The organism is Antrihabitans cavernicola, from assembly GCF_008297975.1.
Classification (GTDB): Bacteria; Actinomycetota; Actinomycetes; order Mycobacteriales; family Mycobacteriaceae; genus Antrihabitans; species Antrihabitans cavernicola.
The window spans coordinates 1-13,539 of the sequence record NZ_VLNY01000018.1 but is presented as its reverse complement, the minus strand read 5'-3'; the positions used below and the strand labels follow the sequence as shown (position 1 = coordinate 13,539).

Below are 13,539 nucleotides of genomic sequence, written 5' to 3'. Positions count from 1 at the left end.
TCAGGTCAGACGCTGCCCCGGCACCGGGCACGCATCCGACGCTTCTGCAACCACCTGGGCTTCGGTCGGAAGCTCGGGCCGAGATCCGTTCTCCCAATCCGCACCGACCAACGGCGGTGACGCTGCGAGCGAAGCGTTCTCCGCCTCGGTGAACGCTCGCCCGCGGCTCAAGAACCGCTTACCCTCCGGCGTTTCCAAACTGAAGCCGCCACCGCGACCGGGAACCACGTCGAGAACCAGCTGGGTGTGCTTCCACGCCTCGAACTGCGAACCCGAAATCCACACGGGCACAGCGTCGTCGCCGTCGGGCGTCGAGTCCGGCACAACGCCGACGTCGAGCCGCTGGTCGAGCACGCCGAGCAGCACATCTCGATCACCGACGATGAATTCGCCTGCGGGATAACACATCGGGGACGAGCCGTCGCAACAGCCGCCGGACTGATGCATCATCAGTCCGCCGTGGTTACCGCGGAGGCGACGCAGTAGATCCATCGCCTCCGCGGTTGCTACGAGCCTCGGGACCATCAGAAGAAGCCTTGAGCCTTCTGGGCGTAGGACACGAGGAGATTCTTGGTCTGCTGGTAGTGATCCAGCATCATCTTGTGGTTCTCACGCCCGATGCCCGACTGCTTGTAGCCGCCGAACGCCGCGTGTGCCGGGTACTGGTGGTAGGTGTTGGTCCACACGCGACCCGCCTTGATGTCGCGACCCGCACGGTAGGCAACACCACCGTCGCGCGACCACACACCTGCACCCAATCCGTACAGGGTGTCGTTGGCGATGGAGATGGCGTCGTCGTAATCCTTGAACGACGTGACCGACACGACCGGCCCGAAGATCTCCTCCTGGAAGATGCGCATCTTGTTGTTTCCGGTGAAGATCGTCGGCTGCACGTAGTAGCCGCCGTTGAGGTCACCGCCGAGCTGCGCGCGTTCGCCACCGGTCACGACCTGCGCACCCTCGCCCTTGCCGATCTCGATGTAGGACAGGATCTTCTCGAGCTGATCGTTGGATGCCTGCGCACCGATCATCGTCTCCGTGTCCAGCGGATCACCTTGGCGCACAGCCTTTGTGCGAATCGCGGCCATCGCAAGGAACTCGTCGTAGATGTCGGCCTGAATCAGCGAACGCGACGGACAGGTGCACACCTCGCCCTGGTTCAGCGCGAACATCGTGAAGCCTTCGAGCGCCTTGTCCTGGTAGTCGTCGTTTGCGGCGAGGACGTCGGAGAAGAAGACGTTGGGGCTCTTGCCACCGAGCTCGAGGGTGACGGGGATCAAGTTCTGCGACGCGTACTGCATGATCAGTCGGCCGGTGGTGGTCTCACCGGTGAACGCGATCTTCGCGATGCGGGGGCTCGACGCGAGCGGCTTGCCCGCCTCGGTGCCGAATCCGTTGACGATGTTGAGAACTCCAGCGGGCAGCAGGTCGCCGATGATGGAAATCAAGTAGAGAATCGACGCCGGAGTCTGCTCGGCCGGCTTGAGTACGACGCAGTTGCCCGCAGCCAACGCCGGTGCAAGCTTCCATGTCGCCATCAGAATCGGGAAGTTCCACGGAATGATCTGTCCCACAACGCCCAACGGCTCGTGGAAGTGATAGGCAACGGTGTCCTCGTCGATCTCGGACAGCGAACCCTCCTGTGCCCGAATGGCTCCCGCGAAGTAGCGGAAGTGATCGACTGCGAGCGGAATGTCGGCGTTGAGCGTTTCGCGGATCGGCTTGCCGTTGTCCCAGGACTCGGCGAGCGCGATGGACTCGAGGTTCTCGGCGATCCGATCGGCGATCTTGTTGAGGATCACGGCGCGGGCGGCGGGCGACGTTTTGCCCCATGCGGGCGCTGCCGCATGTGCTGCGTCGAGTGCGAGTTCGACGTCCTCCGCGGTGGAGCGGGCGACCTCACAGAAGTTCTCGCCGGTGACCGGCGTCGGGTTCTCGAAATACTGGCCCTTGACCGGCGGGACCCACTCGCCGCCGATCCAATTCTCGTAGCGCGGCTGAAATGACATGACGGCGTCCGACGACCCCGGGCGGGTGTAAACAGACATCAACGGCTCCTTTTGGTCACGACACAAGTGGTGTGATTCGCAACACTAGGAGCGCAAGGGTTGCAACTACGTTGCGTCGAGAAACATCAGTTGCGGTATTGCCGGTCGATCAGTTCGATCCTGGCCTTGACCTGCGCATACAGTGGCGATCCGCGATCGATGGTGGAGAGGTAGGCAGTCCACGCAGCACTGTCTTCACGACCGTCGACGGTGGATGTCCACCGTGCGAGCAACGCCGCATCGCCTGCCCGCAGCAGCGCTGCCTGCACGCGTGCTCGGAGTTCGTCGCGTACGCGGCCGACGCCTGGCGCGTCCGATCCAGGGAGCACCGGTCCTGTGTAGACCTGCATGGCGAAGGCGACGTCGCCACGATCCAACGCGGATCGCACGTCGCCGACGTCGGTAAGGAGTTCGTCGGTCAGTCGGTACGGCCGCGAGGCCAACCCGGTCGCACCGAACACGCGGCGCAACCGCGAGAGCTCGGCACGAATCGTCACGCCGTCCAGTTCCCCCTCGTCGAGCAAGATCGCCAATTGATCGGCGCTGAGCCCTTCGGGGTGCTCGCTCAGCATCAATAGAATCTCGGCATGCCTGCGGGGCAACGCAATTCGCTCGCCGTCACGGATCAGCACCGGATGTGTCGTACCGAGCAACTTGAGCCGCGGTACGTTCTCGCCCAGCACGTGTGGTGCGTTGAGCAGGTGGAAGCGCAACTCGGACTCGGCCGCAACCACGGTCGCCTTGATCAACTGCAGGACCTCGGGGACTGCGACACGAGGGCCACCGGTGATGTCGATGGCGCCGAGGATGCGACCACTGGTCGGATCGTGAACCGGTGCCGCCGAACAGCTCCAGTCGTGGACGGCGCGGCTGAAATGCTCGGCTCCGAAGATCTGCACGCTGTGATCGAGGGCCAACGCCGTACCGGGCGCGTTGGTGCCCGCCGTGTCCTCGCTCCAGTCGACGCCTTCGGCGAAGTTCATATCCAGCGCACGATCTTTCGCCGACGAGTCGCCTTCCACCCACAACAGCCTGCCGTGTGCGTCGCTGATCGCTACCAGCAAACCGGTGTCAGCCGCGTCCTCTACCAGCAGTTTTCGAATAACCGGCAGGATGAGTGCCATCGGGTGGGCCGAGCGATAGCGTTCGAGTTCGACGCCACCTAAGACGGAGACGCCGATGCGCCGGTCGGGATCGACACCGTTGCTCCGGCTGCGGAGCCAGGAATCGAGCACAACGGCCCGCACGCCTGCTGCATCCGCACTGTCGACGAAGGCCTGGTGCGCTGCCGATACTTTGCGAGCGAGCAGCGCAATGTCGTCCTCCGGGTGTACCGCCACCCAAGGGTTGGCGTGCGCCACCGGCTGCATCGGCATTTCGTCTTTCCTTCGCGTCGTACGTACCACTGTAACGCGGGTCACGGTAGTGGGACGAACGCCGCTACCTCAACAACGCGGCAGCTCGCTCGGCAATCATCACCGCGGTGGCGTTGGGTCCGCGGCTCAGATTGTTCGGAATCACCGAAGTATCGACGACGTACAGAGCGTCCACCCCATGCACCGCGCAGTTCTCGTCGACAACGCCGTCCGCACCCATCGGACACGTACCCATCATGTGCTGCGAGGTGCCGAGATTGGCCGACATCCAGTCGTCGGTCGGATCGATGTGATCGAACGTCAGCACACCACGCGATGCCAGAGCTGCGAGCAGTTCCTGCGCCAACTGCACACCTTCCCGCAGTCGTGTGCGATCGGCGGCCGCTGAGAGATAGCGGTATTCGATATCCGGCGGCACCGCTGGATCATCGGAGCGGACCGTAACGACGCCTCGAGATTCCGACTGCATCAGGGCGACGCCGAGATACGGGACGTCCATGCCGCTACCCGGAACCAGCAAATCCATTGCGGCAGTGTACGGGCGGAGCTCGACGCCACCATTGCCGAGTATTACCTGCAGTGCTGCAACGGCTTTCGATTCGCTCGACGCGAGAAGCCGATACGGCACGGCGACTTCGGGATGATCGGCGAAAGCCGCACCGACCGCAGGCAGTGCGTAACGAGTGGACACGCCCGCAGCCCGCAGCCGCTCCGGATCGCCGATACCCGACCGCATCAACAGCGCAGCGGACTCTATTGCACCAGCGCACAACACAATTCGATCGGCGTAGTACCGATCGACGACTCCGCCTCGCTCGACAACGATGCCCACAGCGCGACCGGATTCGATAACAAGTTGCTGGACAACGGTTTTCGTCTCGACCCTCAGGTTCGATCTGACCAAGGCGGGAGCAAGGTAGGCCGCTGCGGTAGTGATCCGAGCGCCCCTGTCGATGTTCATGGGAACCGACCCCACTCCGTCGAACCCGGGAGCGTTCAGGTCGGCGCAACGCGCGAAACCCGCCGACACACATACCTGCGCGAATTCCGCACTCAGCGGGACGAATTCGTCCGCACGGTCGCGTCGAACGCGAATCGGCCCTGCGCCACCGTGATATTCGCCATCGAAGTCGAGATCGTGTTCGGATTTCCGAAAGTACGGCAACACCTTGTCGTACGACCACGCTCCTCCCCAGCCGTCGAAGTCCGCAGCAGTGCCGCGCACGAAGTAGCCGCCGTTGACCGCAGACGACCCGCCCAGGACGCGCCCGCGGACCGCGACACCCGAACGCGTTGCCGTCAGCGCGGCCGGATACCGACGGGCCCAGACGCTCTCGGGGCCGACAGCCATCGCGGTCGGATCACGCAACGAGTCAGGCGTCTCGTCGAAGCCAGGTCCGGCTTCGACGAGCAGGACCGTACGGTCGGATTGCTCGCTCAGCCGTGCGGCCAACACGCACCCGCAGGTGCCACCGCCGACGATCAGCACCTCGGCCGTCCGGCCCACGTGTCAGCGTCCGAGCGTGGGTTTCAATGCCTCGACACTGCGCGCACGCACTGCCCCCTGCCACAGACCCGCGCCGTATGCGACGTCGTCGATGCGCTTGTAGGCCGTGTAGGTCACCGGACCGAGCCCACCGGTCTCCTTGTGCTTCAACCAATCTGCGACACCTTCGGCCAAGGCCATGGCAATCGCGATCTGTCTGATTCGACTGGAGAAGATCATGGCCAGCACCGTTATCGGCCAATAATGTCGGCACATGGCCGACGCAAGTTGCCACAGACCTGCCATGAATCCTTGGGCGACATAGATTGCCGCCACCCGCGTCGGCTGATCGAGTTCGGTGAAGATCTTGCGCAGCTTCAGCATCGTGATCGACATCGCCGCGATCGCGCCGAGCAACCCGAGCCGAGTGAGAGTAGCCATCAGGACAACAGCTGCGACCGTCCACGGCGAGATAGCGAGCGGTGCAACCTTTCCTTCGTGCCGAGCCGCCAGCGGCGCTGCGCCGGTGCCATAGAACATTTTGCGTTGGAACCACTCACCGAACGAGACGCGGTGATCGTGGGCCACCTGAGCGGCGGGCTCGTAGCGTAGCCGCCACCCAGCCTGCTCGAGGCGCCAGCACACGTCGACGTCTTCTCCCACGTGCATGGTCTCGTCGAATCCGCCTTCGTCCAAGAGCACCCGGCGGCGCACCAGCATCGCAGCACTCGGAACGTAGGACACCGGACCGTGCGCGCGAACCGCGGCTTCGCGGCGGCCGAGATCCAGCGACGACCTGCTGTGTTCGTAGCGCGCAAGCTGATTGGAATCCGAGTCGAGCGCGACGATGCGTGGGGCAACCAACGCAACGGCGGGATCGCTGAAGTGACCGAGCATCACTTCCAACCAGCCGTTGCGCGGAACTACGTCCGAGTCGAGGAATGCAACGAACTCCGTTGTTGCCGAACGCAATCCGGAGTTGCGCGCCGCTGCGGGGCCGCGCGATGCATCGTGGCGCAGCACCGTGACGTTGCACTGACCCCCGTAGCCAGCGGGCACCTCGACCGGAATATCGGATCCATCGTCGACGACGATCACATGGTGCCCACGGAGCGCGGCGAGCAAACGCTGGAGGCCGCCGGCGTTGTTGCGCAGCGGGACGATCACAGTCACGTCGTCGGTGGAGGGCAGCAGCATCGGCCGTGGGTTCGCAACACCGGAGTCGAGCAGTCGCCGCGCAACCACCGCGGTGTGCGGGTCGGTGACCTCGAGAAATCCGTCGCCGATCATGGCGGCAGCAGACGGGGCGAGCTTGAGCATCCGAGTCGGTGAACCACCGATGAGGACTCGTCCACCGGAATAGGCGCGGACGCTTGGATCTATCCGCACCCCAAATCCGTCGGGGAGTCGGCCTTGGCGCATCAGGCGATGGTATTCGGACTTTCGGCTTCGGGTACACAGTGCTGGAAAAAAAGGGCTTCGATACTGAAAATTCATCGAACGACACGCCGTAAACCGGCGTTTCAGCGCAACATACCGTTCGTGTCGGGGCTCCATCGGTTCACGGCCGCGGCCGATCGAGTCACAAGCGCGTCGTACAACTGCCGGCCCTCGGCTGGGGTTGCGCCTGTCGGATCACCGAGAACACCGCTCGCGGAGACACCGGCAACGCCGCGCTCGCGCAGCCTCGGCATCAGGTCGCCGATCGGTTCGGTTGCGCCGACCACGGCACGATCGAGTCGAACACGATCGGGCGCGAGGTGCAGCAGCAGCGACGTCTCGGTTCGGCCCGCATGCGCATCGGAATTCGGTACGACGCATGGCAACCACACCACATCGCGGCCCTCGAAACGCAATCGCTGCACGGCTTTTACCAGTGCCCCGGCATTTCCGCCGTGCCCGTTGACGAACACCGCTCGCCCTGTCCACGTGCACACGGAGCGTCCGTACTCGAGCAGCAGCACCTCCAGTGCCTCCAGTCCGATCGACACCGTGCCCGCGAAGCTCTGATGTTCGCCACTCGCTCCGTACGCAATCGGGGGCGCTACCAGCACATTCGGCAGCTGCACGGCGACTGCCGTCGCGATGGCAGTGTCGGTGTCGAGTGGCAGATGCGGCCCGTGCTGCTCGAGCGAACCGACGGGAACGGCAACGGTTGCGTCCGCGTCCACATCCGGCCACGTCTGTTCGCTCAGCCATCTCGGCGCAGTCATGATCGGACCGTATCCGTCACGTCGTCGCTGCGAGCGCAGATTCCAACGCGTCCATCACCGACTGCCAATGTTCGCGCTGCAACTCACGCTCGGCCGCGTCGGCAAGCCGCTCCTGATGGAACCTCACCAGTGTGCCGTTCGGCCCGCGCCCCACCGCGACCTGAACCGTTGTGTCGTGATCCCAGCCGGAAGGCTTCCACGTCAGGCGGATTCGATCACGATCACGTCTGCTACGAAGTTCACCCACCGCGCCGTCGCTGGATTGCCATTGCTCACCCTTTTCGGTGGGCACCGACACATCGGGTCCTAGCCACACCGACGGTCGAGCTACCAGGATGTTCCACACCGCATCGATCGGATACGGCAGCGTCTTCGAAACACCGATCTCCCATCCGGCATCTCTGGTCTTACCTACCGGCATCAGCTTTCTCCAATCGTCGTCGGTTCCTGACCTTGTCTCGGTTTCCACATCTGGACATCGCGCACCACCGCCGCCCGCCGGGCCTGGAGGTGTCGACGAACAAGATCGCGCAATCGTCTGCGGCACAACGCTTCAGCCGATCCGCCAGCGGACCCCCGAACAATGCAATCGCGTCGCGAGCGATGGTAGAGAGCACTTGACTACCGGCCACCGGTCCGTGCACGGACACCGACCCGTTTCGACTCAACCGTGGGGCAACGTCCGGCTGGGCAGCCAATCGATTGAGGGTGCCGACAGCCGAACGAGCCAATGGCACCCCATCGATGCACGAATTCGCGCTCTCCCACAACGCTTCTCGCAGTATCCACACCGACTCGAATTCTGCATCGGTCACCACAAGACCCTTTTTGGCCTCGACCAGTCCTGCCGCGATCACCCAATCCGCAAAGTCCGCAGGGTTGTGCAACGTCTCCCATTTGGATCGCAACCCGGCCCCACCTGTATAGATCAACTGCAGGCAGACCGCACCGGTCGCAACCGAAAAGCGCGTTCCCTCCCGGGAAACCATCGGGACCGTTGACCGCGCACTCATGTAACCACTATAACTGGTTACGTGAGCATCCAGCATGTCGATCCCGAATCTTTACCCGCGAATCCTGCGTTCAGCCATGCGACGATCACAGACGCAGGAGCGCGCATCATGTTTGTCGGCGGCCAGAACGGCGTCGACAAAACAGGCAACGTCGTCAGCGACCGGTTGGGCCCCCAGACCGAGCAAGCCTTGCGCAACGTTCTCGCAGTGCTCGATGCTGCCGGTGCAACGCAGGACGATGTTGCCAAGTTGACCATCCACGTCGTTGCCGGTTCCGATATCCGCGAAGGTTTCGCGGCTTCGCAGAAGGTGTGGGGACGTCATGCCACTGCCATCACGGTGCTTGTGGTTGCGGGCCTGGCCAATCCGGCATTCCTCGTCGAGATCGATGCCGTGGCCGCGTTGTCCGACTAGACCACTGACCGACTGAAAACTGTGCGTGAAGTTCAGTGCTGGGGCACTGAAAAACACGCACGGGCGACGGAGTCGCCTTCGAGGATCGCGGCGTTCGCTCGCCGAGGCGTGACCGCGTCCCCGATGCGGTACAACTCGAAGTCGCTACCGCGCAGCTTGTTCCACAGTTCGGTTTCGGGTGCTTGGTGCAGCGAGCAGACGATCCAGTCGACGTGATGCGTGCTGCGAATCCCGGTGGGGTGATGCAGCAGCGTGAGTGTGTTGGTCACGTGCTCGATCGGAATCACGTCCGTCAACTCGACGATTCGCCTGTCGTACGCGCGTCGCTGCCAGCCCTCCATGTCGAGCGTCGAATCGAGGTCCTGACCCACCACCATCGCATTGGTTGCGATGGTCACCTCGCAGCCGCTGTCCGCGAGATGCTCCGCGACCGACGTGCCCTGATGAAAGCCCAACTCGTCGTATACCAACACCGAACCGGTCGGACAAGCGCGCCCCTCCAACACGTCTCGAACATCGATCACGGTCGCCGAACCGCCCGCCCATGCCGGGCGCACCGGTCGTGCACCGGTCGCGATCACCACCGCCGCAGGCGACTGCGTGCGCAGGAAGTCGGCATCGATGTTCACACCCGCATGGACGTCGACGCCGTATCGTTCGCACTCACCGGCCAAGGTATCGACCAGTGAGCGCAACTCGACTCGACCGGGAACCCTAGCCGCGGTGCGGATTTGGCCGCCGAGCTCGCGCGCCCGTTCGTAGAGCACCACCCGATGTCCCAGCTGAGCGGCGGTCGAAGCAGCTTGCAGACCGGCTGGTCCCGCTCCGACGACATGCATCGACGCCCGCCTGCGTGGCGGTTGCAGCGCGATCGACTCCTTGCCCGCGCGCGGGTTCACCACGCAGCCCAGCCAACGCCCGGTCCCCACCCGTCCCACGCACTCCTGGTTGCAGGACAGGCACATCCGGATACGATCCGCCGAGCCGGCCCGCGCCTTCGCCACGAAGTCCGGGTCGGCGATCTGGCCGCGCACCACGCCGACCAGGTCGCATACTCCTTCTGCCACAGCCGAATTCGCCTGTTCAGGGTCCTTGAACCGCCCGACCCCGATCACCGGGATCGACACAGCCTCCCGGATCGCCCTCGGCACATGATTCGCGTATCCGCGCGGCGTCGCCATCGACGGCTCAACCAGGTGCAGGGTCGCGGTCGCGACGCCGACTGTGGTGTTGAGGTAGTCGACCTGCCGGGTGGCCGCGAGCATGCGCGCGACATCGACCGCCTCGTCGAGTCGGGTCCCGTTCTCCACGTGCTCCTCACCGGAGATTCGCACGCCGACCGCGATGTCGTCGCCGACCGCCGCGCGAACCGCAGCGACCACCTCGAGCAGCAGCCGTGCACGGCACGCGAGGTCGCCGCCGTAGCGATCCACTCGCCGATTGGTTGCGCCGGAGAGAAATCCGCGCAAGATCGACGACTGGGAACATTGCAGCTCGACACCGTCGAACCCGCCCTCGACACAATGCCGAGCCACGAGGGCGAAGCCGTCGATCACATCGGCAATTTCATCCGTGTCCACAGCATGCGGGACCTCGCGAAACAACGGATCGGGCACCGCACTCGGTGCGACGATCGCTGCCCGCGTGTACATTCCGGACGACTGCCCACCGTTGTGGTTGAGCTGTGCGAAGATCCGCGTTCCGTACCGGTGCACCGCATCCGTGATGGTCCGATAGTGCTGGACAACCGCAGGGTCGTATCCGCGAATCAGCTTCTCGTACGGCCTGTCCCCCGGCGCGGTGATCTGCTCCTCGGTGATGATCAGGCCTGCGCCACCTTCGGCGCGCGCCCGATAGTACGCAGTGTGCTGCGGGGTCGGCATGCCGTCGGAGGCGAAGTTGGTGAGATGCGCCGCGAAGACCACCCGATTCGCCAGCCGAACAGGACCCAGCGAGATCGGCGCGAAGAGCTGCGGGTACGGCGTCGTCACACTTTCGTCGCACCCATGTCGATGCTGAGTTGGGTGCCGGTCACCATGCGAGCGCCGTCGCCTGCCAGATACAGGATGGCTTCGGTGATGTCGTCTTCGGCGGCGATCGGACTGTCGGTCAGGATCGATCCGAAGCTGGCGAGGTAGCGCGGATGCTTCTGGAACATCGCCAACGCGTCGTTGTCGAGACCCATGGGGGTGTTGACCCCGTACGGGTGGATCGAGTTCACCCTGATCTTGAACTCACCCAGTTCGATGGCCGCACTCTTGGTCAGCCCGACGAGGCCATGCTTGGCCGCTGAATAATGTGCTTGCCCCGGAAGCGATTTGATCCCGGCGACCGAGCTCACCACGATGATCGAGCCGCCGTTGTTCGCTTCGATCATCGTGGGCACCGCCGCCTTCAGCGTCTTCCACGCGCCGGTCAAGTTGACATCGATCAGCGTGCTCCACTGATCGTCGGACATCTCCCAGAATCGGTTCCAGTTGCAGATGCCGGCGTTGGCGATCACGATGTCGAGGCGCCCGAATTGGGCCACGCCGCGCTGCACCACATCCGCAAGGGCCGCGCTGTCGCGCACATCGGCCACTTCGAGAAGTGCTTTGCCGCCCTCTGCCTCGATCAGTTCGCGGGTCACAACCAGATCTTCGGGCGTTGCATGCACATATCCGCTGTCCTCCGACACCCGAGCACAGATGTCGACACCGATGATGTTCGCGCCTTCTCGCGCAAGACGTATCGCATGGTTGCGACCTTGGCTGCGCGCAACGCCCGTGATGAACGCGACTTTGCCGTCGAACTGCCCCATGTCGTCTATCCCTTCGATCCTGTTGTAGCCGAATCCAATTCCATCATGGCGTGCAGCGCAGCGGAGCGACCTTCGCGAACAGCCTCCAAAGCGGTTCGCGGCGCAACACAGTCGCCGACGCGGACACCGCCGGGGATCTGGACGGACCGGTCGGGCAGTCGATGCGTGCAGTCGATCAGCACAGCACACGGTATCGACGTTGTCACGCCCGTGAAAGTGTTCTCCAGCAGAGCCGACCGGTCGATGACGGACCGCACAACAGACGCTCGGTGCCGCACGATCCCAGCCTGTTGGAGCCGAACGTTCGACGCCGCCAAGTCGCCGGTGCGGTCGAGTTGCTTACCGACCACCAGATCGGGCGTCACGATTGCGACCTCGTGGCAGTCCGATCGCAGCATTTCGGCTACGCCGACACCCACCGGACCGCCGACCGGATCGAACACCAGCACCGGTCCGGATACTTCCGCACCGTCGAAGACCTCGGGAGGGGTCAGCACTGTGGCGGACGCATCCGTCGCGATACCCGGTGGCGCGGCAACGCTTCCCGTCGCGATCACAACGACGGCGCCGCCGAGCCGAGCAGCGGCCACCTCGTCCGCGTCCGCTGTCTCCCCACGCCGGACACTCACGCCGAGTCGGGCGCATTCCGCGGCAAGCCACCTCGGTAGCTGGCGCAACCGCGTCCGGCCTGGGCCGACCGCACAATGCCGAAGCATTCCGCCTGTGTCCGGCGAGCGTTCGACGACCGTCACGGCGAACCCGCGGCCCGCAAGCACCCGCGCCGCTTCCAGTCCCGCAACACCGCCACCGACGACCAGAGCAGGACCGGAACCGTCCGCATCGCCTTCGATGAGATCCACAGTCTCGTGCCCTGCGGTGGGGTTCACCACGCAACTGACGATCGGGTTTCGGTTGTCCCGCACCAGGCAAGCCTGATTGCACAACAGGCACGGACGCGGCGATCGTCCGAGTCGAGCCTTCGCAACCAGATCCGGTTCGGCGATCTGCGCTCGAGTCATCTCGACCACGTCGGCGACACCCGTGTCGAGCACCCACTGGGCGGTGTCGATGTCGATCACGCTGCCCTGCAAGGCCACTGGGACGGCGTCGGCGATCGTCGCGCGTATCTCCCGGCAGAGATCGACATTGAAGGCCGGTTCTGTGTGCGCATCCGGCCGGTAGGCCGCAGTCGAGTACGGGCCGCCGCGGACCACGACGAGCAGGTCGAGCATGGTGGCTATCGCACGCGCATCGAATGCCGCCAGCTTCGGCGTGATGCCCGCCCACGGCGCCAATTCGTCGCAACACAGCCGCACTGCAAGGATTCTGTTGCGACCCAACTCGTTTCGAACCGCCGCAAGCACGCGGCGGGTGAGTAGCGTCGGATCTTCGCCGTATGCATCATCGCGGTTGTTGGTCAGTCGCGAATGGAACTGGCGGAGCAGGCTTGTCGGGCCGATATCGATTTCCACACCGTCCATGTCGGCGTCTGCCGCCAACCGTGCCGCCGAGCGAAATCCGTTGACGACGGCATCGATCTGGCCCGGTTCCATCTCCATCGGCAGCTCGCGCGTGGCCACATCCGCGACCCGTGACGGACCCCAGAGCGCCCCTTGCGTGAACGCGCTGCTGCCTTGTAATCCGTTGTGCGTCAAGCCTGCGAGGACAAGTGTGCCGTGCGCGCGAGCAGCACGCACGGTTGCCGACCAGCCCTCGGCGCACGCGGTCGCGAGCGGCGCACGCTCGTACGGGTGATCGCTCGGATGCACCGACGCGTTCTCGGTGACGATGATGCCTGCGCCACCACGGGCCCGGCGCTCGTAGTAGGCGACAGAACGCTCACCGAAGGAACGGTCGACGCACAGATTGGTCTCGTGCGGCCCGAACAGCACGCGCGACTGAGCGCGACGCCCGGCGACGGACATCGCGTCCGTCAGCCACGGTGACATCCGAGATCAGGATTCTCGACGGTGGGAAGCCACGCCGAGAGCCCGACCGAATCCGGGCTGGATCACCAAGTCCGCCGACGACAGGTCCTCGATCGACGAGTGGCCCGTGCCGAGGAGCGCGGAATCGATTCCGGACCTGAGTATGTCGAGGACGTTCTCCACACCGGCCTGACCGTTTGCCGCGAGACCCCACAGGTAGCCACGGCCGATCATGACGGCTTTCGCACCGAGCGCTACCGC

The 13,539-nt window shown here is 64.4% G+C and carries 13 protein-coding genes; 1 reads left to right on the top strand and 12 read right to left on the bottom strand.

Annotated elements, in window-relative coordinates; translation table 11 throughout:
- From FOY51_RS24060 to FOY51_RS24025, 8 genes are all read right to left on the bottom strand, one after another.
- Positions 1-525 (bottom strand): DUF779 domain-containing protein, encoded by a 525-nt coding sequence (locus FOY51_RS24060; protein WP_235916701.1) that lies wholly within the window; start codon positions 523-525, stop codon positions 1-3.
- Complete coding sequence (gene exaC / locus FOY51_RS24055) at positions 525-2,048, bottom strand: acetaldehyde dehydrogenase ExaC (protein ID WP_149432819.1); 1,524 nt, start codon at positions 2,046-2,048, stop codon at positions 525-527. The genes FOY51_RS24060 and exaC overlap by 1 nt, the downstream gene beginning before the upstream one ends.
- Positions 2,049-2,134: 86 nt before the next feature.
- Positions 2,135-3,424: a sigma-54-dependent transcriptional regulator family protein gene (locus FOY51_RS24050; protein WP_149432818.1), complete on the bottom strand. Its 1,290-nt coding sequence runs from the start codon at positions 3,422-3,424 to the stop codon at positions 2,135-2,137.
- A gap of 64 nt (positions 3,425-3,488) precedes the next feature.
- The gene (mftG, locus tag FOY51_RS24045) at positions 3,489-4,931 is read right to left on the bottom strand and encodes a mycofactocin dehydrogenase MftG (RefSeq protein WP_149432817.1); all 1,443 of its coding nucleotides are present in this window, start codon (positions 4,929-4,931) and stop codon (positions 3,489-3,491) included.
- 3 nt (positions 4,932-4,934) lie between these two features.
- The gene (gene mftF / locus FOY51_RS24040; RefSeq protein ID WP_149432816.1) at positions 4,935-6,332 is read right to left on the bottom strand and encodes a mycofactocin biosynthesis glycosyltransferase MftF; all 1,398 of its coding nucleotides are present in this window, start codon (positions 6,330-6,332) and stop codon (positions 4,935-4,937) included.
- Between the two features lie 101 nt (positions 6,333-6,433).
- A complete protein-coding gene (gene mftE / locus FOY51_RS24035) occupies positions 6,434-7,123 on the bottom strand; it encodes a mycofactocin biosynthesis peptidyl-dipeptidase MftE (RefSeq protein ID WP_149432815.1) in 690 nt (229 codons plus the stop codon).
- A gap of 16 nt (positions 7,124-7,139) precedes the next feature.
- Positions 7,140-7,544, bottom strand: coding sequence for an SRPBCC domain-containing protein (locus FOY51_RS24030; protein WP_149432814.1), 405 nt, complete (start codon positions 7,542-7,544; stop codon positions 7,140-7,142).
- A complete protein-coding gene (locus tag FOY51_RS24025; RefSeq protein ID WP_187776449.1) occupies positions 7,531-8,136 on the bottom strand; it encodes a CGNR zinc finger domain-containing protein in 606 nt (201 codons plus the stop codon). The genes FOY51_RS24030 and FOY51_RS24025 overlap by 14 nt, the downstream gene beginning before the upstream one ends.
- Positions 8,137-8,157: 21 nt before the next feature.
- Between FOY51_RS24025 and FOY51_RS24020 the strand changes: the two genes are divergently transcribed.
- Entirely contained in the window at positions 8,158-8,550 is a 393-nt protein-coding gene (locus tag FOY51_RS24020) for a RidA family protein (protein WP_149432812.1), read from the top strand.
- Positions 8,551-8,582: 32 nt separating this feature from the next.
- Here the strand turns inward: FOY51_RS24020 and FOY51_RS24015 are convergent, their stop codons facing one another.
- From FOY51_RS24015 to FOY51_RS24000, 4 genes are all read right to left on the bottom strand, one after another.
- Entirely contained in the window at positions 8,583-10,541 is a 1,959-nt protein-coding gene (locus tag FOY51_RS24015; protein ID WP_235916700.1) for a mycofactocin system FadH/OYE family oxidoreductase 2, read from the bottom strand.
- Positions 10,538-11,350, bottom strand: coding sequence for a mycofactocin-coupled SDR family oxidoreductase (locus FOY51_RS24010; protein WP_149432811.1), 813 nt, complete (start codon positions 11,348-11,350; stop codon positions 10,538-10,540). The genes FOY51_RS24015 and FOY51_RS24010 overlap by 4 nt, the downstream gene beginning before the upstream one ends.
- A gap of 5 nt (positions 11,351-11,355) precedes the next feature.
- A complete protein-coding gene (locus FOY51_RS24005; protein WP_149432810.1) occupies positions 11,356-13,299 on the bottom strand; it encodes a mycofactocin system FadH/OYE family oxidoreductase 1 in 1,944 nt (647 codons plus the stop codon).
- Between the two features lie 6 nt (positions 13,300-13,305).
- Positions 13,306-13,539 (bottom strand): alpha-hydroxy-acid oxidizing protein (locus FOY51_RS24000; protein ID WP_187776448.1); only part of this gene is annotated, 234 nt, incomplete at its 5' end.